The sequence below is a fragment of the Ktedonobacter racemifer DSM 44963 genome, from assembly GCF_000178855.1.
GTDB classification, from domain to species: Bacteria; Chloroflexota; Ktedonobacteria; order Ktedonobacterales; family Ktedonobacteraceae; genus Ktedonobacter; species Ktedonobacter racemifer.
Map to the genome: position 1 here is coordinate 2,483,105 of NZ_ADVG01000002.1, position 21,630 is coordinate 2,504,734.

22 protein-coding genes are annotated in these 21,630 nt (G+C 55.3%); 15 read left to right on the plus strand and 7 right to left on the minus strand.

Going from position 1 to position 21,630, the window contains the following annotated elements; all coding sequences use genetic code 11:
* The first annotated feature begins 40 nt into the window (after positions 1-40).
* Positions 41-853 (plus strand): site-2 protease family protein, encoded by an 813-nt coding sequence (locus tag KRAC_RS27020; protein WP_007912744.1) that lies wholly within the window; start codon positions 41-43, stop codon positions 851-853.
* 39 nt (positions 854-892) lie between these two features.
* On the opposite strand, the gene KRAC_RS27025 is transcribed toward KRAC_RS27020, so the two are convergent.
* Together KRAC_RS27025 and KRAC_RS27030 are read right to left on the minus strand one after the other, a co-directional pair.
* Positions 893-1,456: a GNAT family N-acetyltransferase gene (locus KRAC_RS27025; RefSeq protein ID WP_007912747.1), complete on the minus strand. Its 564-nt coding sequence runs from the start codon at positions 1,454-1,456 to the stop codon at positions 893-895.
* 17 nt (positions 1,457-1,473) lie between these two features.
* Positions 1,474-1,752, minus strand: coding sequence for an Lrp/AsnC family transcriptional regulator (locus KRAC_RS27030; protein WP_007912750.1), 279 nt, complete (start codon positions 1,750-1,752; stop codon positions 1,474-1,476).
* A 182-nt stretch (positions 1,753-1,934) separates the two neighbouring features.
* Here KRAC_RS27030 and KRAC_RS27035 point away from each other — a divergent pair, with 182 nt between their 5' ends.
* Positions 1,935-3,122 carry a carboxylate-amine ligase gene (locus KRAC_RS27035; protein ID WP_007912752.1) on the plus strand — a complete coding sequence of 396 codons (1,188 nt, stop codon included), beginning with the start codon at positions 1,935-1,937 and terminating at the stop codon, positions 3,120-3,122.
* Between the two features lie 137 nt (positions 3,123-3,259).
* On the opposite strand, the gene KRAC_RS27040 is transcribed toward KRAC_RS27035, so the two are convergent.
* On the minus strand, positions 3,260-3,754 hold the full coding sequence (locus KRAC_RS27040; RefSeq protein WP_007912754.1) for a hypothetical protein: 495 nt from the start codon (positions 3,752-3,754) through the stop codon (positions 3,260-3,262).
* A 319-nt stretch (positions 3,755-4,073) separates the two neighbouring features.
* On the opposite strand from KRAC_RS27040, the gene KRAC_RS27045 reads away from it, so the two are divergent.
* From KRAC_RS27045 to KRAC_RS27060, 4 genes are all read left to right on the plus strand, one after another.
* Positions 4,074-4,742 carry a hypothetical protein gene (locus KRAC_RS27045; RefSeq protein WP_007912756.1) on the plus strand — a complete coding sequence of 223 codons (669 nt, stop codon included), beginning with the start codon at positions 4,074-4,076 and terminating at the stop codon, positions 4,740-4,742.
* 172 nt (positions 4,743-4,914) lie between these two features.
* Positions 4,915-6,099, plus strand: a complete 1,185-nt coding sequence (locus KRAC_RS27050; RefSeq protein ID WP_007912758.1) for a CaiB/BaiF CoA transferase family protein — start codon at positions 4,915-4,917, stop codon at positions 6,097-6,099.
* Complete coding sequence (locus tag KRAC_RS27055; RefSeq protein WP_007912764.1) at positions 6,096-7,319, plus strand: M20 family metallopeptidase; 1,224 nt, start codon at positions 6,096-6,098, stop codon at positions 7,317-7,319. The genes KRAC_RS27050 and KRAC_RS27055 overlap by 4 nt, the downstream gene beginning before the upstream one ends.
* 35 nt (positions 7,320-7,354) lie before the next feature.
* Positions 7,355-8,560, plus strand: a complete 1,206-nt coding sequence (locus tag KRAC_RS27060; RefSeq protein ID WP_007912766.1) for a pyridoxal phosphate-dependent aminotransferase — start codon at positions 7,355-7,357, stop codon at positions 8,558-8,560.
* Positions 8,561-8,612: 52 nt separating this feature from the next.
* Here KRAC_RS27060 and KRAC_RS27065 read toward each other — a convergent pair whose 3' ends face one another.
* Entirely contained in the window at positions 8,613-9,464 is an 852-nt protein-coding gene (locus KRAC_RS27065; RefSeq protein ID WP_007912783.1) for a class I SAM-dependent methyltransferase, read from the minus strand.
* Positions 9,465-9,729: 265 nt separating this feature from the next.
* Between KRAC_RS27065 and KRAC_RS27070 the strand changes: the two genes are divergently transcribed.
* Positions 9,730-10,293 (plus strand): PadR family transcriptional regulator, encoded by a 564-nt coding sequence (locus KRAC_RS27070; RefSeq protein ID WP_007912784.1) that lies wholly within the window; start codon positions 9,730-9,732, stop codon positions 10,291-10,293.
* A gap of 62 nt (positions 10,294-10,355) precedes the next feature.
* Positions 10,356-11,228, plus strand: a complete 873-nt coding sequence (locus KRAC_RS27075) for an isoaspartyl peptidase/L-asparaginase family protein (RefSeq protein ID WP_007912785.1) — start codon at positions 10,356-10,358, stop codon at positions 11,226-11,228.
* A gap of 57 nt (positions 11,229-11,285) precedes the next feature.
* On the opposite strand, the gene KRAC_RS27080 is transcribed toward KRAC_RS27075, so the two are convergent.
* On the minus strand, positions 11,286-12,434 hold the full coding sequence (locus KRAC_RS27080) for a protein kinase domain-containing protein (RefSeq protein WP_169460947.1): 1,149 nt from the start codon (positions 12,432-12,434) through the stop codon (positions 11,286-11,288).
* 34 nt (positions 12,435-12,468) lie between these two features.
* A complete protein-coding gene (locus tag KRAC_RS27085) occupies positions 12,469-13,533 on the minus strand; it encodes an ROK family protein (RefSeq protein WP_007912787.1) in 1,065 nt (354 codons plus the stop codon).
* Between the two features lie 312 nt (positions 13,534-13,845).
* Between KRAC_RS27085 and KRAC_RS27090 the strand changes: the two genes are divergently transcribed.
* Positions 13,846-14,343 (plus strand): hypothetical protein, encoded by a 498-nt coding sequence (locus tag KRAC_RS27090; protein ID WP_007912788.1) that lies wholly within the window; start codon positions 13,846-13,848, stop codon positions 14,341-14,343.
* 78 nt (positions 14,344-14,421) lie between these two features.
* On the opposite strand, the gene KRAC_RS27095 is transcribed toward KRAC_RS27090, so the two are convergent.
* Positions 14,422-15,546: an ABC transporter ATP-binding protein gene (locus KRAC_RS27095; RefSeq protein WP_007912789.1), complete on the minus strand. Its 1,125-nt coding sequence runs from the start codon at positions 15,544-15,546 to the stop codon at positions 14,422-14,424.
* A gap of 261 nt (positions 15,547-15,807) precedes the next feature.
* Between KRAC_RS27095 and KRAC_RS27100 the strand changes: the two genes are divergently transcribed.
* From KRAC_RS27100 to KRAC_RS27125, 6 genes are all read left to right on the plus strand, one after another.
* Positions 15,808-16,221, plus strand: a complete 414-nt coding sequence (locus tag KRAC_RS27100) for a winged helix-turn-helix transcriptional regulator (RefSeq protein ID WP_007912790.1) — start codon at positions 15,808-15,810, stop codon at positions 16,219-16,221.
* A gap of 160 nt (positions 16,222-16,381) precedes the next feature.
* A complete protein-coding gene (locus KRAC_RS27105; RefSeq protein WP_007912791.1) occupies positions 16,382-16,885 on the plus strand; it encodes an HIT family protein in 504 nt (167 codons plus the stop codon).
* Between the two features lie 426 nt (positions 16,886-17,311).
* Positions 17,312-18,442: an ABC transporter ATP-binding protein gene (locus KRAC_RS27110; RefSeq protein WP_007912794.1), complete on the plus strand. Its 1,131-nt coding sequence runs from the start codon at positions 17,312-17,314 to the stop codon at positions 18,440-18,442.
* On the plus strand, positions 18,429-19,289 hold the full coding sequence (locus KRAC_RS27115) for an ABC transporter permease (protein ID WP_007912795.1): 861 nt from the start codon (positions 18,429-18,431) through the stop codon (positions 19,287-19,289). Before KRAC_RS27110 ends, KRAC_RS27115 begins: the two co-directional genes overlap by 14 nt.
* Before the next feature lie 4 nt (positions 19,290-19,293).
* Positions 19,294-20,103 carry an ABC transporter permease gene (locus KRAC_RS27120; RefSeq protein ID WP_007912797.1) on the plus strand — a complete coding sequence of 270 codons (810 nt, stop codon included), beginning with the start codon at positions 19,294-19,296 and terminating at the stop codon, positions 20,101-20,103.
* A 150-nt stretch (positions 20,104-20,253) separates the two neighbouring features.
* A complete protein-coding gene (locus KRAC_RS27125; protein WP_007912798.1) occupies positions 20,254-21,612 on the plus strand; it encodes a hypothetical protein in 1,359 nt (452 codons plus the stop codon).
* Positions 21,613-21,630: the final 18 nt, after the last annotated feature.

Here is a 21,630-nt window from a genome sequence, read left to right on the forward strand (position 1 = left end):
GAGAATAAACACAAAAAGCTAATCTGAGAAACGGAGAACAGTGCAGAAACGTCCTCTCTCGCCTCAAGCGCGCTTCTGGCTCCAACAAACGCTTGCGATCCTCTCTTTGATCGTTAGCACCCTGGTGCTGGGCCTGATCTTTCGCTCATGGCCCCTGGCGATTGCCTTTATGCTGCTGCTCCTGGCCCATGAACTGGGGCATCTGCTGGCGCTACGCATCAAGAAATTGCCCGCGCGTGGGCCATATTTCATTCCGCTTATTGGCGCGTTCGTGGCCATGCCCAGGCTACGCAAGCCCGCAGATATTACCTTTGTCGCGCTGGCAGGCCCCTTTCTGGGAGGGCTGGGAGCGATTTTCTGCTATGGAATATCATGGTATGTGAGCGCGCGTAGTTGTTACGGCCCCGTCTTTACGAGTATCAATACGCTTATCCCTCGACTCTGTTTTCTGCTCGATGGGGGACACTTCTGGCTGGTACTGGCAAATGTTGGCTTCTATCTGAATCTACTCAACCTCTTGCCTCTGCACCCGCTGGATGGAGGGCGGGTCGCGCCGCTGATCTCAAAGTGGCTCTTCTTGCTGGGCATTCCTCTGGGTATATTCTTACTCTTTGATTCATTTTCAACCAGGTCGCCCCTGGAGAGCGTCTTTAGCCTGATTACCCTGGTACTGGTTATTGTCAGCGTGGCCTTAACCGTCGTCAATATGCGCAAGCCACCCTACCGGGTGCTCCCTGTTCGTGGGCGCACGAAAGTCATAATAGCCGTAGCCTATGTGGCCATGGTGGCCATGCTAGGCTACGGCTGGTGGCTGACCTACCACTTATTGAACATTGTCAACGGGTTCTCGTAACATGCGTAGTATATCCTGGTGTAGTATATCCGGTGCCACTTATATGGAAGTTGAGTCACTTGCTTGCTGGGCACGCCATTCGCTGGCGAGAATGCCATAGACGAGGGTGTCCCACCAGCGTTCTTGCATCCAGCCATTTTCGCGCAAGTGCCCCTCCAGGCGCATACCTATCTTTTCCAGGACATGCGCTGAAGCAGTGTTTTCGACGACGCATTGCGCATAGATACGATGCAGGCGCAACTCGTTGAAACCGAAGTCGAGCAACGCGCGCGCAACCTCGGTAGCATAGCCATGGCCCCAGTGTGTGGAGGCAAATTCATAGCCGATATGGGACTCCCAGGGTTGCGCATGCGTTGAGCGAATACCGCCATTACCGATCAGTGTACTGCTCTCTGGCAAGATCACAGCGAACTGGTAGCGATAGCGAGGGCGCTCTTCACGCCAGTTAATAAACATCTGCACAAAATCGCGCGCATCCCCTTCTGTGCGGTACGTCCAGGGAGTATAGCGCAGATAGAGTAGATCGTTCTGATAGGCTTGTACGGCCTGCCAATCGTCCTCCTCGAATTCACGCAGTTGGAGACGAGCGGTAGAGAGAAGCATGCAACGATCCCTTATCCTTACTCGATACCAATATCCCAGGCCTGTTGCAGGTCTGCGCGCGAAAAGCACTTAAAGGCCATCAGCGTATGGGTCTTTTCGATGGAGGAGATCTTCTGCATATGCGTCGTCACCACCGTTGACAGATCATCGTACTGCGCCACACGCACCAGCGCGACCAGATCATATTCGCCAGTAACAGAGTACACATCAGAGACGCCGTTGATCTCTAACAGTCGTTGCGCGGTCTCATTGACCTGCCCACGCGCTACATTGATTAACACTATCGCGGATAACATAGAGTCTCGACCTTGCCCTTTCTTCAAAGTTTGTATGTAGTATTCACTCTATCATGTGGCACTAGAAATCGACAAGAGAAAGGCAGTGTTGTATTGAGTGGGGGCTTCGTTCGCCCCCACTCAATACAACACTATCCCCCAAAATGAAACGTACTTCATCCTTCACATAAGGAGACAAACCCATGTCCACTACCGAAGTATTCTCGCTGGGGGTTGAGGAGGAGTATCAAATTGTCGACCCAACCAGTCGAGAACTGGATTCGATAGCGGAAGAAATTGTGCAGGAAGCGCAAAAAACGCTGGGCAAGGATGTACAACTCGAAATTCAGCTGTCGCAGGTCGAGGTCGCAACTCCCGTATGCGCGAGCCTGGCCGAAGTCAGAGATCAGCTTACGCGTTTGCGTGGCACGGTCATAGACGTAGCCCACGTCTTTCATAAACGCATTGCCTCTTCGGGGACGCACCCGTTCTCCCTCTGGCAAGAGCAGCCCTTCACGCCTCGTGCTCGCTACCTGGCTCTTGAACGCGATTACCAACAGCTGGCACGCGAACAGGCCATCTTTGGCTGTCATGTGCATGTCGGCATCAGTCAGCGTGAGCTTGGACTCCAAATCATGAACCAGGCTCGTACCTGGCTTTCACCGCTGATCGCGCTTACCGCGAACTCGCCCTTCTGGTGCGGCCTGGATACAGGCTATGCCAGCTATCGCATCCCCCACTGGGGGCGCTGGCCACAGTCGGGCCTGCCACAGCATTTCTCCTCGCTGCGAGATTATGATAATCTGCTCCAACTCCTGGTCAAGACGCGCAGTATCGATGATCCAACCAAGATTTATTGGGATATTCGCCTCTCTGAACGCTATCCTACCATTGAGGTACGCGTTGCGGACGTCTGCCTGACTATTGATGAAGCGGTCATGGCCACCGCCCTCATACGCGCCTTGATTCGCGCCTGTCACGAGCAGGTAATCCAGCGCCAGCAAGCGGAGCCAATCCGTATGGAACTCTTACGCATGGCCCACTGGCACGCCGCGCGCTACGGCCTGGAGGGCGACCTGCTGGATGTGCACGCGCAAGAGACCGTGCCCGCGCCAGTCATGATTGAGCGCTTCCTGACCTTCCTGCGCCCATCTCTGGAGGCGTCTAACGACTGGCAAGAGGCTTCGACGCTGGTCCAGAAAACGCTGCGTGAGGGCAATGGTGCAATGAGGCAGAGGCGGATCTATCGCCAGCGCCAGGAACTGCGTGATGTCGTGGATTATATCGTGCAAGAGACGGCAGCAGGCACTCCGAGGTCACACATAGACCCATCTATATATCACTATATCAATCCAGGCCTGAGTGGCGGAGCAGAATCCAATCCCATATGACTTAGTGATGTATTTATTCTATCCAGGGGGAAGATACAAGCTGTAGGGTCCAAGCTAGCTTGGACTCCGAGCGAAGCGACGAACCCCTGCGGCAAGGTATCGGCCTGCGGGCCCCAGAGTCCATGCGAGCATGGACCCTACTGTGAGAAGGCAGAGGGCATCATCGTTCGCCAGGGAGTAGGTGGTGAGGCAATGACGGCTGGTTCCCAGCCTATTTCACCATAAAGGATCGAGCCATCCCAGGTAGGATTTTTATGGAAATAGCGATAGCGCACCTGCCAATGCCGCCCCACTTGCTTCTTCTCATAGCAAGCGGTCACAACGTTGAGATGAAATGCCAGCAACTGCGCATAGTATGGTTGCAAGTTATACTCCATTTCATCTGTATCCAGTGTATGTTCGTTGAACGAGAACTGAATATTAAAGCAATAGGGATACTCTATAACTTCAGGATCCCGCTCCTCCTCTTCAGTGCATTGCACAAGCACAATCATACCCAGCGTCTCAAACTGACAATAGGGTGAGCCTGCGAAAGATTTATCGGTAAAGGGGGGTAAATTAAGAAGCGCACGTATCTCCGTTGCAAGCTGCTGCAATGATTGGTGCGTTTTAATAGAGATCTGCAATGCCATAGAACGGCTCCTTAGCAATACGGAGATTTACGTATACGTTCCATGAAAATATGTAATCAATATCTTACGACTGATAAGGAGCGGTGTCAAGCAGAGGAAAACAGAGAAAATAGTTGCGATGGCAGATTATGACTGGTATACTCAAAAGGATTGAACAGTACTTCCGCAAAAATAGGCGAAAAGAAGAATTCTTCTCTATCACTACTCTCATCTCCACCGACGAAAACTCAACGCCTGGTATGGATGGGAGACTCTGGTGTAACCCGAAATTACCTTGAGCAGGCAGTAAGTAACGCGGCTCTAGACCACCTGAGGATATATGACCACGACAAAGAAGAGCAAAAACACGCGGACGCGACGAAGCATTGCTCCCGTTCCCCCCACATTGATGGGTGCCCCCTGCATTTATGGAGATCGAACAATCTTACAGCACTGGCTCAAGCACTACTGGCAGAAGCTCCAACTTCCCGAACATGAATTGACTCACCTGGCTATTACCCAGGACCGGCAGGAGTTTATGCGCTGGACTGGGAAACGCCTCAACCTCATGACACTGGGCTGCTATTGCTATGTCACTATGGCGCAGGCTTTGCGCAAGGAGTACTGGCACCTGATCTTTATTGAGCCAGATCTGCAACCCAAATCAATCGAGGTCACGGTCGCCCATGAGCTCATCCACCTGGCGGATCGTGTCAATGGCACGCCCCGCAAACACCGGCACCACGGCTATGACTCAATCGCCGCCGACGAGGCGGCTGTGACTGGTTATGGATTGGAAGAGTTACGCGCGCTCCTCTTTGAAGAGAGCAAACGCCGCGAAGAGATGCGCCGCGCACGCCGCCCCATCCGCTACATCTATGAATGCCCCAGTTGTGGCAAGCAGTATCCGCGGACCCGCCGCTACAGCCGCCCGGTTTCCTGTAGCAACTGTGATAAACACTATAACCCGCAATTTCGCCTCCAGGAGAGCAACGCCGCCTCGGCATAAATGCCTTGATAATGGGTGTGGTGCATGCTGTTGCCCGCAGGCCAACAGCATGCACCACACCCATTACCCATAAGGGAAGAGGAGGTGAAACCAGTTCCCACAACAATTTCCCATTCGAAACATACCACTCAGGCTGAGGTATACTGAGAGCAGAGAAAAAGGAGAGAGAATCATGGGCTTGCCTCTACAATCGATACGCGTCCTGGACCTGTCTCGCCTCCTCCCAGGCGCCTATGCCTCCCAGATCCTGGCGGACTTTGGTGCCGATGTGATCAAGGTCGAAGATCCGGAGAGCGGCGACTACTCACGCAGCCTGCCGCCATATGGACCTGGCAACATGGGCCTCTATTTCATGGCGGTCAATCGCAACAAGCGGAGCATCGCCCTTAACCTGAAGAGTGAGCAGGGAAAAGCCCTCTTCCTGCGCCTGATCAAAGAGGCGGATGTGCTGCTAGAAAGCTTTCGGCCAGGCGTCATGGAGCGCCTGGGTCTGAGCTATGAGCGGCTGAAACAGGAGCAACCGGGCCTGATCTACTGCGCGGTCAGTGGATATGGACAGGATGGTCCCTATCAGCAGCGCGCGGGCCATGACCTCAACTATGTAGGCTATGCGGGGCTGCTCCATTACCAGCGCGATGAGTCGGGACGCCCACTTATGCCACCTACGCAAATGGGTGACCTGGCAGGCGGGAGCTTTATGGCGGTCATGGGTATTCTTACCGCCCTGGTGGGGCGCGCCAGCAGCGGAGAGGGTCGCTTTGTCGACGTGGCCATGACCGAGGGCGTGATGTCACTCATGCCCCTGGCGATGACGGCATATTTAAATACGGGCAAGGTGCCGATACCCGGTCACTCCTCACTCGATGGTGGACTTCCCTGTTACAATATCTACGAGACGCGGGATAGCAAACATATTACCCTGGCGGCCCTGGAACCCAAGTTCTGGCATGCCTTCTGCACCAGAATAGGGCACCTCGAACTCCTGCCGTTTCACTCGCCCGTTGGGCGCGGGGAGCGTGACCAGGCCATTGAGATACTCACAAACATCTTTAAGACGAAGACACGTGACGAGTGGCTGGCGGAATTCGCCGACATCGATGCCTGTGTCGGGCCAGTATACACACCAGAGGAGGCCATGCAGGATCCCCACATACAGGCCAGGGGTGTCGCCTTACAACATGGCGAGGGCGGAGCACGCTTTCAATCCCTGCTCAGTTTCCCGCGCCTCTCGGGGGTTCAGATTGAGCAGCGCTACGCGCCGCCCACACTGGGCGAGCATACCGGCGTGATTTTGCGCGAGGCCGGCTATAGTAACGAAGAGATAGAACGTTTACGCGAAGAAGGAGTCATCGCATGACGGAGCACCACCCACGCATTGACCAGGCCCGGCAGCTACTTCCCGAGCTGCTCAAAGACCTGGAAGCCATCGTAAATATCGATTCAGGAACATATAATAAAGCAGGCGTAGATCAGGTCGGCGCATACCTACAAAAGCGCTTCACGGAGCTGGGCTTCTCCACCTCGTTTGATCCCCAACAGGAGTATGGCAACCACCTGATCGCGACCCGCAAGGGAGGCAATCCTCAGGGGGCGCGCGTGCTCCTGATCGGCCATATGGATACGGTCTTTCCCGATGGCGAAGTCGAGAAGCGTCCCTATACCCAGACAGTGCTAGATGGCCGGGAGATCGCCAAGGGGCCTGGCGTACTGGACATGAAGGTTGGCCTGCTTATGGGTATGTATAGCGTGGACATGCTGCTCCAGGAGGACTGGAACGAGTATCAGAGCATCACCTTTGTCTTTAATAGCGACGAGGAGATTGGCTCGCCCGCCAGCAAGGAGCTGATTACAGAGTGGGCAAGAAAGTCGGATGCGGCCCTGGTGCTGGAGCCTGGTCGTACCCTGGAGACAGTGGTTTCGGCACGCAAAAGCTCGGGGCTGTATCGTGTCGAGGTCTGGGGGCGTTCAGCCCACGCGGGTGTTGAGCCAGAAAAGGGCCGCAACGCCATCATCGAGCTTTCGCACCAGGTCCAGGCCATGCAGGCGCTCCATGAGAGCTTCCCTGGCGTCTCAGTCAACGTGACCAGTATCCAGGGTGGCGACCGCAAGAACGTCATTCCAGACTATGCCTACTGTGATATGGACGTACGCGCCAGCAACATGCGGGGCATTCACGAGATCGAAGAAGCCATGCAGCGCGCCGTACGCCAGCAGCATATTCCCGAGACGCAGGCTCAGGTAAGCGGCTCGATGCGCAGCCTCCCCTTTGAGCATTCAGAGGTCAACGCACCCCTGATCCGTATGACACAGGAGGCCGGGGCAGAACTGGGCATAGCGATCCATGACGTCGCCAGCGGCGGGGCCTCAGACGCCAACAACACCTCACCCGTAGGAGTTCCCACGCTCGATGGCCTGGGAGCAGGTGGTGGCCTGGCGCATAACCCGGACGAGTATGTCGAACTTGAGTATCTACCAGAGCGTATCGCCCTGCTCAGCGGGCTGATCGGGCGCATTTGTAGACAGAAAGCATTCAGGAGCATATCCTTAGACAAAAACCAACGCCGCTCTCGCGGCTAGCGCTTGCGCGCTCAGGTTTTCGAGAGGCACCACGCATGAAAATTGGCAAAGAGAGTATTTATAACCAGCCAGCAGGCGGCTTCGGCGCGGTAAGCGCCTATGCGCGCCAGCTACAACGCGAGGCCCTGGAGCGCGGAGAGGCCCTTCTCCCCCCGCGCCCTCTCCAGATGGGAGAGCCAGACTTCCTTACGCCCACGCACATCCGCAAGGCCGCCATTGAAGCACTGGAACGCGAGGTCATTCCCTACGGCCCACCGCCAGGCTGGCCCTGGTTCCGTGATCTGCTGGCGGAGAAGATCAGGCGCGTCAATGGCTATCACGTCGGCGTCGAGAACGTCGTCGCCACGATGGGCGGCACCAACGCTCTGCAATCTATCTTTCACACTACCGTGGGACCTGGCGACGAGGTGCTCATTCCCGATCCTTGCTGGCCGGTCTACTACACACAGCTCCTGGCCTGTGGCGCGACCGTCGTTCCCTACCATCTCGATCCCGCCAACGAATGGCTGCCCTCAGTCGCCGAGTTGGAGCAACTAGTCACACCGCGCACGCGTATGCTGCTCATCAATACGCCGGGCAACCCCACGGGCGCGGTCTTCCCCCGCGAGCTGATCGCTGACCTGCTGGCCTTCGCCCTGCGCCATGACCTCTATCTCCTCTCGGACGAATGCTATGACCAGATCGTCTTTGAGGGCGAACATGTCAGTCCCGCCACGTTGCTGGGTGAGGGCGAGCTAGAGCAGGGACACTTTATCGGAGTCTATACCTTCTCCAAGACCTATGCCATGACGGGCTGGCGCGTGGGATATGCTGTGGCCAGCAAGGCCTTAATCAAGTCCATCAGCGAGGTCCTGGCTGGTAGTCACACCAACGTGAGCCTGATTAGCCAGCGCGCCGCCGCCGCCGCGCTCACTGGACCACAGGACTGCGTCACCACCATGCGCGAGGCCTATCGCCGCAGGCGTGACCTGGCGACGCGGCTGCTCAAAGAGCATGATCGCTATATCTATACACCCCATGGCGCCTTCTACGCTCTGATCGACGTCCGCGACCGGACGGGGCGTGTCTCGCGCCGGGATAACCAGTTCGCGCTCGACCTCCTGCGCGAATATAACGTCATGATCGCGCCCGGCAACAGCTTTGGCGCCACCTCGGCCGAGTTTGTACGCATCTCGCTCGCCGCCTCCGACGAGGACGTGGAGTACGGCGTGCGCGCCATCTGCGAGTTCGCCGACAAATAAAGAGAACATGGGATGTGGGGCGACTGATGCCGCCCCATATCCCATGTTCTCTTCACTTATACGCCAGGATGCCGAAGGCTTCGGGTCGCTTGATGACGCGCTTAAAACCGGCCTCTTGCAGGCGCTTAAACGCGCCCTTGGCCACCGTCCCGCTCGACTTGCTCTCCAGATTCCCAATGTAATGGAAGAGCCGCCCGCCTTTTCTCAGCACACGGTAAAGCTCACGGTAGAAGACAGCTGAGTAGAGCTGGCCTGCCAGGCTAAAGACCGGGGGATCGTGGACGATGCGGTCAAAGCTGTTATCGTCAAAGGTCGGCACGACCTCGTAGGCATCCCCCATCAACTGGCGAATCTTCGGATTATCAAAGAGCTCGTGGGACCAGGGATTCTGGCGCGCGATATGCTGCGCGCCGGGATCAAACTCAATTGTCGTCACCTGCTCGGCGCTTTTGGCGGCAGCAATCGCCGTATAACCCAGGCCAGTCGCCGTATCCAGCACGCGCCCCACCACAGGCGTCAACGTGGCCATCTTCTTGCGCGTATCCTCCATGGGATCGATACCCACAATGCGGTGCATGGTAAAGCCAGCAATTAGCATGGTAGGCGCGCCACGCGTGGGCATCAGGCTACACATCCGGTTAGTATCCTCAGAGAAATATTGGATGGAGCGGATCTCATTCTCTTCCACCACAAAGCAGTTCACCTCGGAGGCGGCAATCTTCTCTACCTGAGTCCAGCTTAGATGCACTCCGCCAGGAAAGACTACCTCGCTATCTGACAGTTGAACTGTCACATGCGAGAGGCCCAGGTCAGGCGAAATGCTTGCCTGCTCCTGGCCGCTTTTATAGGCTGTGCGCAGTTCCCTGGCCTGCATAAAGGCCAGCACAATCGGTAGCTGAGACATGATACAAAGGTGCTCCCAAAAATATAATCAAATGACATATTGCCGCTCATAGAGCACTGGAAATGTAGCATATTTGCTACCTTAACGCAACAAGACCTTGGCTCGCAAGCTCGCCGCGGGGGTAAGGATGTGTGGCTGAAAAAATGGGCCTTGCCCATTTTTTCAGCCACACATCCTTACCCTGAGCGCCGCGGGCGCGAAGGAAGGATAATGTTATAATAGGCGGCAAGCTTAGCTATTTCTTGTTGGAGGGAGGATGAGACGCATGCAGATCAGTGAACCGGCAGAATACGCGCTGCTGGGGCTTTTGCAAGCGCGATCAATGCACGGCTATGAAATGTTCCAGGAGTTTGAGCGAGGCACGCTGGGCGAGATAATTCATCTTGAGATGAGCCAGCTATACGCCTTTCTCAAGAAACTGGAGCGCCTGGGATATATCGAGGCCACCGTAAAGGAGCAGGGAAGCCGCCCGCCGCGCAAGGTCTATCACTTGCGCGAGGAGGGAAGGGCGCTCTTTCATACCTGGCTGCTAGAGCCAGTGGAGAAGCCGCGCGATATTCGCATCCACTTTTTAATCAAACTCTATTTTCTGCGGCCATACGCGTCCGAGCAGACCATCGCGCTCGTACAGCGCCAGGCCGAGGCCTGTGAGCGCTTCCTTCAGCACCTGGAGCTGCGCCAGCAGGCCAGTATCGATGATAGGCAGGACCCAGAACACTTCTTAGCCCATGTAGTACTACGCAGCCGTATCTATCAGACACGCTCGCTTCTGGCTTGGCTCACGGAATTGACCGCAGAGTTGCGGGATGAGGGCCGCCCAAACTCTTGATAGTTTCGTGATAAAATGGATGAGCGTCTAATTATCTTATTTGCAAATTGGAGATGGCAAGCATGTCAGTAGCAATTGTTGTTCATGGTGGGGCGGGAACCATTAGCCCGGAGCGGATTGGTACCGGTATGGCGGGCTGCCACGAGGCGGCGCAGATCGGAATGCGCATTCTTGAGCAAGGGGGCACGGCCCTGGATGCCATTGAGGCCGCTGTGCGCGCAATGGAAGATAATCCCAACTTCAACGCAGGCACAGGCTCCTGCCTGACCTCTGAGGGCAATATCGAGATGGATGCCGGCATCATGGAGGGACATACCCTCCAGGTTGGCTCAATCGCAGGTATCGAGCGCGTGAAGAACCCGATTGCGCTGGCACGCCTGGTCCTCCAGAGTCCTCATGCCATGCTTATTGGCCGGGGGGCCAGCCTCTTCGCCGAAGAGCAGGGTGTCGCATTCTGCCAGCCTGAAGACCTGCTCACCGAGCGCCAGTATAACAACTGGAAGCGCGCCCAGGCCCAGCATACGACCGAGGCCGAAGATCTCTTCGAGGAGAAAAAACATGGAACTGTGGGCGCGGTCGCCGTCGACAGCCATGGGCATCTCGCGGCCGCGACCTCCACAGGTGGCATCATCAACAAGCATCCCGGGCGTGTTGGAGACTCGCCCCTGGTCGGCTGCGGCTTCTACGCGGACGCAAACGCGGCCATCTCCTGCACAGGCTATGGAGAAGACTTCACGCGCCTGATGATCGCCAAACGTATCGCGGACGCCGTAGGCACAGGCAAAACGGCCCAGGAAGCGGCCGACGAGGTCATCGCCTTCCTGGGAACTCAGACAAAAGAGACCGGGGGAGTCATCGTCGTCGATAAACATGGCAACATTGGCCACACCTGGAACAGCGAGAACATGATGCGCGGCTCCGCGCAAAACAAATAGGTACATAAAGAGAAAGCGAGGGGCGCCATCCGCAGGATGGCGCCCCTCGCTTTCTCTTTACTTTAATACCATTTGGGCCAGGAAGTAGCCAATGACAAAAAATAGGGCAAACAGTAGCAGACCAGCGACGATCAAGACTGGCATATTCACGCGGCTGGGAGCCTGCTGGGCTTCGGGATAGGGAAGCGCCTGGTCCGTCATGGGAGACTGGGCTAGCTGAGGATCAGCCAGGACAGCCGCGGGAGCGTCTGAAACAGCCAGGGCGCCAGGCTCAGAGCGATAGTTGGAGAGCAGACCTGGCTGGGAGCGCTCCTGGCGGACCCCAGCAGAGGCTGAGCTTAGCTTGCCAGTGCTAGTAGGCAAGACCTGGTGTGGCTTTAAGACATCCTCTGGCTTGAAGGTGGACACGGGTTCATAGGGTTCCAGGGCGTCGGCAATCGCTTTGAGTTCGCTATAGAGGGCATCTGGGGTCACGATATTTTGAGGGTGCTTGCGAATGAGCGCCCGGGCAATCACATCGCAGACCTCAGGCGGCACATTGCGGTGGAAACGCAGGCGGCCATCAGTGGGCGGCTCAACGGAGGTCGCGCCCTGGGGTCGACCCGAGAGCAACTGGTAGAGCAGGATACCGACCGCGCGTGTGTCATCCGCAAGCCGATTCTCGCTCATCTGTCCCCAGGGGGTCTCGGCATCGAGCAGGGCAACTCCATCGGCCCCTACAATGCTCCAGGCATTAAAGTAAGCCATGTCAGGAGGAGAGGCAAAATTGCTTAAGCGTACACTGCCACGACGGTCACGTAAAATAGTGGCGGGCGTCAGATCTCCATGACAGACTTTGCGCGAAGAGGTATTGGCGTACATGAGCGCCTGGCAGATCTGACGACCGAGGTCAGCAATTTGGTAGATAGATGGCTGAGCCTGGAGCAGCGTAGCAAAGTCATCGCCGTCCACATATTCCTGCACAATATAGAGGCCATCAGCTTCAGGAATCACATCATACACACCAATGATATTAGGATGTGAGAACTGAGATGTCAGTCGAAGCGAGGCCCGATATGCGGGAATCTGTTCAGCAGGAGCAACCTTGACTGCAACCACACGCTGCAGTACCTGGTCGAATCCTTGATAAACAGCACAGACCTGGCCCTGCTTCACCAGACGTTGCAGCAGGTAGCGCCTTTGTATGACTCGACCTGTTTCTACCATAAGCCCCTCGAGATTCTGCATTATTCCCTACATATCATAAATCCTGGAGAGCCAGTGTGACGGCTCCAACCAGGCTGGCATCCACTCCTAGATGCCCTTGCACGACCTTTAGATCCTGGCACACCTCGGGCAGACACAACTGGTGTATCTGCTGCTCCACTGGTTTCACGAGGAGATCGCCAGCCTGGGCGACCGATCCTCCCAGGATAATCACACTCGGATTGACTAGATGCACGATATTAGCAAGTGCGATGCCAAGTGAGGTATGCACATCCGATACGGTGCGCTGTGCAACCCGGTCGCCCTCATCGGCCAGTTGAAAGACCTGGGCAACTGTCAGGCGCTCCGCCCGGTCATGTGTGAGGCGCATAATCGCGGCATGCGTCTCTGTCGCCTCAACCGAGAGGCCAAGCGTGGTACTGATAATCGCTCGCGCCGACGCGATGGCCTCAAGATGCCCATAACCACCACAGGAGCAACGGGGACCCTGCTCTTTCACCAGCATATGGCCAATCTCTCCGGCCATCGAGTTCACCCCGTGATAAATTTTCCCGTTAATGATCAGTCCCCCGCCGATACCTCGCCCCAGGCCAACATAGAGTATCACACGCTCGGCAATACCAGCCCCACGATGATACTCAGCCAGGGCCGCGGCATTGGCGTTATTATCAATAATACAAGGAGCATCAAAGCGCTCAGTGAAATAATCCTGAAGCGGAAAATCGCTCCATCCATGAGCGTGATACAGCCTTCGCACCATGCCACGCGAAGCATCTACCAACCCTCCGACCGCAATCCCTACACGTAAGATGCGTCCATCCACAAGGCGCTCAGGCGAGGTGACCTCGGCCAGTATCGCCTCCAGCTGCTGCAAGACAGTCGCACTATCAGGAACGACCTCCAGCGGGCGGCTGATACGGAAGAGAATGTCTCCATCCAAATTGGCTAATGCTACCGATTGGCGCAGACCACTACTGCTAATCTCGATGCCCACGACATAGCCATGAGTGGCAAGCAGTTTGTCCGTAACGCGCTGTGGATGCACCAGCCCTGTGGAAAAAGATTCGGTTGACATATCGGAAGAGTGCTGTATAGACACGGCGGTTCTCCCTTTCACGCGACCCTTCGCCCACGCGCCTAACAATTTTCCCGAGTAAGCGACGCAGGGCGGTCTTCTCTAAGGCCCCTTGTGGCTGATTAATACAGGTGCTACCGGGCAACAAGGCATACTACCCTACCGGGACAACGTGTTCAGTATATCATACTGGTCGGGCAACGCAAAGGTGCTAGGATGCCTGTCCCAGTTTTGGCATGTTGCATTGTTTTCGCCCTATTGTTACAATACCTGTTACTACTATACTGCGTTAACATACGTCCGCCTGTATTTATAAATTTATGGGAGCAGTTTTCCATGGCATCATCTCCTGCCTCCTCTAAGCAGGTCTTTATAGGACCCGGCCTGAGCCGCTTTAAGCTCGTTGTGACCGTCATAGGCATTATTGCTATTACAGCTTTAGTGCTCTGGATCGCTATTCATCAGGGCGCGTCGGTACTGGCCAGCACCATTATCGCCGTCCTGTTTATCCTGGGCTTCGCAATCTATCTGCGCATCGTCGCCCCCATCCCCTTTACCATCTCGCTCGAGCCAGATGCCCTGGTCAGACGCAATAAAAATGGCGAGGACGTTGTCATTCCCTGGGAGAACCTGACCAAAATCAAAGAGGAGTTTTTTCCCAATGGCAAACGCATCAGCGTCATCGCCTACCGTAAGGTAACCGAGCCTGGTATGAAGGCCAAGGCCTGGGCGGTCTACCGCGACGATGTCACCGACCTCGATGGCCTGGCAGAAGCCCTCAAACAGAATCATCCCGACACCTGCCAGTGGGAGAGCGAAACCGTTCATGAGTAGCCATTTGGGCGCGGGTCAATGCATGAGGGCTGCCAGCCTGCGGCTGGCAGCCCTCATGCATTGACCCGCGCCCAAAACTTACATATACGCGTGGGCGGCAGAGGCTTTGAAGGAGGCGTAGATCTCCTGGCCCTCGTGCAGGTTCAGGCGCGCAGCGGAGGAGGCCGTGATCTCAGCCGTTAGGGGGATGGGCGCGGAAGCCACACCGTCGATGGCCATACTGACACGGACGCGCCCCTCAGAGGGCGAGGGCAGATGGAGCAGTTGCACGATGCGCCCCTTGCAACTATTGCGCGCCGAACTCTCGGGAGGGCCAGGGTGCAGCGTGATGTCACGCGGCTCCACCACGACATAAATCTCACTCTCGCTCGGGGGTGTTCCCTGGCGCTCCTCAAACATGACCGTCAGGTCCAATGCTGGCTGAGATTGCGCGATACGCACAACACAAGAGCCATCGTCCTCGGTACGTAGCAGGCGACCATGTAGAAAGTTCATGCCGACCAGCTCGGCCACATAGGCTGAGCGCGGCTGCTGCGCCAGGTCAAGCTGCGACCCCTGCTGCAAGACCTGTCCCTGATCCAGCACCAGGATATGCTGACCAAAGACCAGCGCATCCACATACTGGTGCGTCACAAAGACCGTAGTAATACCTGCCTCAGTCAAGATACGGCGTAGTTCCTGGCGTACCTCACGCCTCGTCTGTACGTCCAGGGCAGAGAGCGGCTCATCCAGTAGCAGTAGCTGAGGCTGTAGAACGAGGGCACGTGCCAGCGCCACACGCTGCTGCTGCCCCCCCGAGAGCTGGGCAGGATAACGCTGGGCATAGCCCTCCAGATGTACCTGTGCCAGCGCCTCAGCAACCCGCAAGCGTATGCGCGAGCGCGCCTCTGCCTGCGCTCGTAAACCAAAGGCAATGTTCTCAAAGACCGTCAGGTGCGGAAAGAGCATATACTCCTGGAAGACATAGCCAAAGGGGCGCGCCTGGGGCGGTAACGCCAAGCCACGCTTGCTATCGTAGTAAACCTGCTTATCGAGGATGATATGGCCTGCCTGAGGCTGCAAGAGGCCCGCCAGTAAACGCAGAACGGTGCTTTTCCCCGCGCCACTCTCTCCAAGCAGCACCGTCGTTGTTCCCTGTGGCACGGCGAAGCTTACATCCAACGTAAAGGTATCCAGTTGTGTTGAGAGGGAGATATCCAGCATACCGCTAGTGTAGCACAAATCCCCCCTGAAGGCTTACAAGCTGGCCTTATAGGAGAAACTTCGCGCCTGCGGCGCTCAGGGAAGTGACCATGGCATATAAAAAGTAAGAGTACAGAAAAAAGCTTTTCACTTACTTTTTAGCTGTATCCATCCTTGCCTTAGAGAATAAAACATGGTATACTTACAAGTAATTCTAAACAGGCGCTTTTTATCCCTATTGGTACAATCAAGGTACCTGTGAAATGGCAGGTAGGTGAATCTATGGCTACAAAGCCTACAACCTCAACAGCATCAGCGCAAGACTCACCGGCGCGCATGTGTCCTCGCTATGAGCACGCGGTTCAGATACTTGGCAAACGCTGGACAGGTCTCTTATTGAACACGCTCCTTAATGGCCCGTGTCGCTTTGGTGAGCTGACCACAGTCGTCGAAGGACTCTCTGACCGCGTATTGAGTGACCGCTTACGCGAATTGGAGAGCGAGGGCATAGTTAAACGCGTTGTCTACCCACAAATTCCTGTGCGCGTCGAGTACCAGCTCACAGAGAAAGGGCACGCCCTTAAACCGGTCGTTGATGCGATCCATCTATGGGCCGAAGACTGGATTCCACTGCGTACAGAAGCCGAAGGCTGTCCCGCGCTGGAAGAACAACCAGAAGAGTCCATACAAATGTAGCCGCGAAAACGTGTTTTCGCGGCACGTTTCTTTTCCCCTCTCCAATACCTACAGCATCTACTCCCAAACATAGCAGGCTTCGCTGTGATGTGATACTCTCTCTAAGAGCAGCTCTTCACGAGAACAAAAATTTTCAACTTGCACACTGTAGAGGATGTCTATGGAAAATTTATGGGCGCCATGGCGCATGGCCTTTATTCAACCCAAAACTCCACCCAAGTCCGGCTGTATCTTCTGTACCCAGCCAGCCGAAGGGCGCGACGAGGAATATCATATCCTCCAGCGCGGCGAGCACTGCTTTGTAATGCTCAATCTCTATCCTTATAGCAATGGACACCTGATGGTCGCGCCCTACCAGCATATCGGCTCACTAGAGGAGCTTGACGCCGCGACGCTGGCCGAGATGATGGCCCTGGCTCAACTCGCCATCAAGGCCCTGCGCCTGGCCATGAATCCCGATGGCTTTAATATGGGCTTTAACCAGGGGAAGGTCGCGGGCGCGGGCTTCGCGGAACATATTCACTTCCATGTCGTTCCGCGCTGGAACGGCGACACCAACTTTATGCCCGTCCTGGCCGATATCAAAGTCATGCCTGAACACATCGATACCGTCTACCAGCAGCTCAAAGAGGCCCTGGCCAAAGTCCAGAACAACCAGGAATAGAGAGAGAAATTGCCCAATGCATGTGGTGGCGCACTGGCTCCGCCAGTGCGCCACCACATGCATTGGGCAATTATTTATTTGACAAAACATGCATTTTACCTGTACAATTTTTCTATTGTTAGACATAATAATTTCTTGAGAGTAGAAGGGCTACGATAACCACCATGCAGGCGAAGAACATATGGTTTACCACTACCATGCTTGCCTCCACTACCCGTTGTTATTCCCACGTGGAATATTCTCGGGTAAGGTGTCGTTGTCCTCTAGCTCATTCTCCATCAGTAAGCGTACCGTTACAACGTAGCTGTCGGTAGACAGAATGAGATAAAGAGAGAGGCGCAGGCGACACACCTGCGCCTCTCTCTTTTTTTACTCTGGATCTACCAGTGCACATGGTACAGTTTCCCAGGCAAAGGAGGGGTATGTATGCCAATCGTCGAAGTGGAACAGTTAGCCAAGACCTTCAGGAGTCGGGAGCGGGCTTCGGGTCTCGCTCAGAGCCTCCAATCGTTTGTGGCGCCGCGTTATCGGACACGTGAGGCCGTGAAGCATATTAGCTTTTCCCTTGAAGCGGGTGAAGTGCTGGCATTTATTGGTCCCAATGGAGCTGGTAAAAGCACGACCATTAAGATGCTGACCGGTATTCTCCACCCTACGGCAGGCAAGGCACAGGTGCTTGGGTTCACCCCCTGGCAACAGCGGAGACAACTGGCTTACCACATCTCCAGTGTGTTTGGGCAGAAATCACAGTTGTGGTATCACCTTCCACCACAAGACACCTTCAATCTTCTGGCACGCATCTATGAGCTGGATATGGCTGAGTACCGCAAGCGACGAGACTTTCTGATTGAGGTCTTTGATATTGCTGACTATATTCACACACCAGCACGGAAATTGAGTCTAGGTGAGCGAATGCGTTGTGAATTGGCGGCAGCCTTTCTGCATAAGCCACGTATCGTCTTTCTGGATGAGCCAACGATTGGCCTGGATGTCATTGCCAAGCAGCGCATTCGAGACCTCATAGGTCTGCTGAATGTGGAGGAAGGCGTGACCGTGTTTCTCACCTCGCATGATGCTGGCGATGTCGAGCAGGTCTGCCGCCGGGCTGTGGTTATCAACCATGGGGAGATTATCCTGGACGAGTCGGTTGCCATCTTGAAGCGCGATTACCTGAAGGCGAAAACCATTGATCTACAACTGGCTGAGAATGTTGAGAGTTTGACCACTACCGATCATGATCCTCAATCCCGGTTGCAAATGAAGTTAGCTACGCCCGCATTCGCCCAGGAAGGCATCCAGGTTTTGAAGGCGCAAGGGCACAGTCTCACACTGGAGATCGATACTTCTCGCTGCCCACTAGAGCCAGTCATTGCAAGCATTATGCAGCAACAACATATTCTGGATATGACCATTTCGGACCCGCCGATGGAGAAAATTATCGCCTCAATCTATGGGGAACAGAGGGAGAAAGCAAGCAGTACCACTCACACCCAGGTTGAAGAGGTCGGACAGCAGCAAGCAAGAGCGGAAGGAGAACTACTCTATGAAGATGTATAGCGAGAGGGAGCCAGCAAGGGGAATCGTTGAGCGCATCCGGAGGCGAGGCCGCCTCTCTACCCTCAAATACCTGGCCGTCTTACGGGTGAGTATCTTAAATAATCTGGCATACATCATGGAGGTCTTCTTTCGCGCATTATTGCTGGTCGTACTGGTCTTTGTTCTCACCCAACTCTGGAAAACGACCTTTGCCCTGCGTGGAACCAGCGTCCTGAGCGGTTTTGGTATCGCGGATATGATCTGGTATCTCGTCGCGGGTGAGGCCATTGCCATGAGCCTGCCCGCCTTAACAAGGCGCATTGATCAAGAGGTCCGTTCTGGACAACTGGCCTACCTGCTGGGACGTCCCAGCAGTTACGTGCTTTACAATTATGCTCACTACCTGGGGGAGCGCCTGGTTCGTCTGCTAATGAATGCGCTGATAGGGACGGTGCTGGCTTTTATTATGGCCGGTCCTCCCCATTTCACCTGGCAAGGAGTACTGGCCTGGCCGCTTGTCGCCTTCCTCGCGCTTAGCATTGACTTCGTCATGCACTTTAGCATTGGTTTAATGGCGTTCTGGAGCGAGGAAACACAATCGTTTTCACTCATTTTGAGTCGGCTCACTCTAGTACTGGGAGGCGTACTGGCACCGCTTGAGATCTTTCCCCAGCCATTACGCAGTATCGCCCAGGTCTTACCATTTAGCACCATTCTCTATGGGCCATCACGCACTCTGGTACATTTTGAAACCGCTCGCTTTACAAGCCTGCTCGTGCAACAATTCGCGACACTGGGAGTTGGCATAATTATTATGCTGAGCATTTATCATGCCGCGGTGCGTCGCGTCAACATCAATGGAGGGTAGAAACATGGCTATGACCTGGCTTAAACGTTGCTTTTCTGAGGTCCGCTTGATCCATGCCTATACCATCGCGAATACGCAAGCGGCGCTCGAATATCGTTCCTCCTTTATTGTACAGGTCGTTGCTATGCTCGCAAACGACTCGCTCTGGCTCTTCTTCTGGTGGAACTACTTCCAACAATTTCCTCTCGTGAATGGGTGGCAAGGGAGCGATATTGCCATTTTATGGGCCGTCTCAGCCTGTGGATTTGGCATCAGTGTCGCCATATTTGGCAATGCCCGCCAGATTTCGGCTCTGGTGATGAATGGAGGTCTGGATGCGTACCTGGGGATGCCTCGCTATGCACTGATCCATGTGTGTATTGCCGCGACTGACCCGACTGCATGGGGGGATATCATCTTTGCCATTGGCGCCTACCTGCTCTTAGTGCGACCAGACATAGGTCATATCGGACTTTTTATTCTCCTGGTATTGCTGGTCTCACTCATTTATACCGCCTTTATGGTGTTGCTTAACTCACTTGCATTTTTCTTCGGCAACACCGAAGGGATGGCTCAGCAATTGTTTGGCGCCCTGATCTCATTCAGCACATACCCGATGGATATCTTCAACGGATTTGTGCGTGTGCTGCTCTTCACCGTCCTACCTGCTGGTTTTATCTCGTTTGTGCCATTACAGCTCCTTCGCCATTTTTCATGGTCACTATTGGGCATCCTTATCAGTGCAGTAGCCATATTCATCCTGGCTGCCACTGGCCTGTTCGAAGCTGGTTTACGCCGCTATGAAAGTGGAAATTTGATGGGTTCACAAATGTAGTTAAAGAGAGTGGAGCGTGCTGGCAGCCCGAGAGCTGCCAGCACGCTCCACTCTCTTTCCCCTGGAAAGAGATGTGCCAGGATTGCTTTTCTGCGCTATCATTGCTAGTGGCACATCATTTTCAACACTAGACACGAGGAAGCCAGGCGTATGCACCAGTTACCCGAACACGAATTTGACGATAAGACGATTGAAGTCAGCGATCTGCCAGGCATGAAGAAGCAGGGCGGAGTGCGCAGGCTCTGGCTTGGATCACGCTTGACACGCAAGCAGAAGCGGCGGCGCCTTTTCTGGACAAGCGCACTTATCGTCCTGGCGCTGCTTGGTCTTCTGGCAAGCCTGGCTCCAGTACGCGTGCTTATCGGCGAGAGTTTCTCAGGGAACAACACTCCTGGCCCCAATGCGCGCAACCTGTATTTTGTGCAACTCTTGCCCGGCTGGGGACGGCTCAGCGTTGATGGTAAGCCGTATAATAATTCTAATAGCCCTCTGCCGACAGTCCTCAATGAGCAACCCATACACCTGGCCGGTGGAGTCCATACGCTCACCTGGGAGGGCGAGCCCTTTGCACCTCTCACCTGCCAGCTTATCGTGCCAGGCGCAGGCAGCGTGCCTCCAGCCAGGGGGCAGGCCTGCCTCACCACGAGCGCCAACACGGCTCAGTACAAAGCCAGTGTCATTAGTTTTCCGCGTGCCGTCAATCTGACAAGCCTTCCAGGTGATGAGCAGACGAAGCTTAAGCAAGCGGTCCAGAACTTCCTGGACAAACAAGGTAGCAGCGATTATGTGCAGCCCGGCGAACAGTATAAGCTGGACTATGGCGCTCAAGAGACCTTCACCGCGCGCCAACGTCTCCAGGCAACGCAGAGCTTTCTCCTGGATACCGATACGCAACGACTCGGCGCCTGTGATGGACCAACCGTCGGACCAGGCTGTACGCTGCAACAACAAGACTGCCGCCTCTTCTGCACAGTCCCGGTAGGCAATAATCATCAAGCGAACAGTCAGCATTACTGGGACACCTTCGTTGTGGTACGCGAGCATTGGAACTTTCAGGGTGACAATACCGGCCAGCAATCGCGCGCCAATCACCGGACCCTGGTCTTGCTCCGTATTAGCAGGGTCAAGGATAGCTGGCAGATCGCGTTTCTGCCTCAAGGATATAGTGGCTTTAACAACCCTGCCTGTACACTCACCATGGGAACGATCTTTGGCGATACCCGCTATCGACAGATTACCCAGAAGCAGCAGGACGCGGACTGGCAGTTTGCGACAGGCGATAGGGGGGCACGCGGTTGCCTGGCGGCGGCGCAGTTTTATATCAACTATTCCCGGACCTCGACCCAGGGCGAGCTACGCAACGCCGACGCCTATCTCTTAACGCGCTTCAACGTCCTGCTCGCCGGAAACGCCAAAGCGCACGAGATCTGGCCCGACCTGCCCCTCACCAGCCCCCAGGCCAGCCAGGCCATCGATGAAATAGTGAGCCATCCCAATATCACCTCATAAGCAGGGGGACGGCGCTGC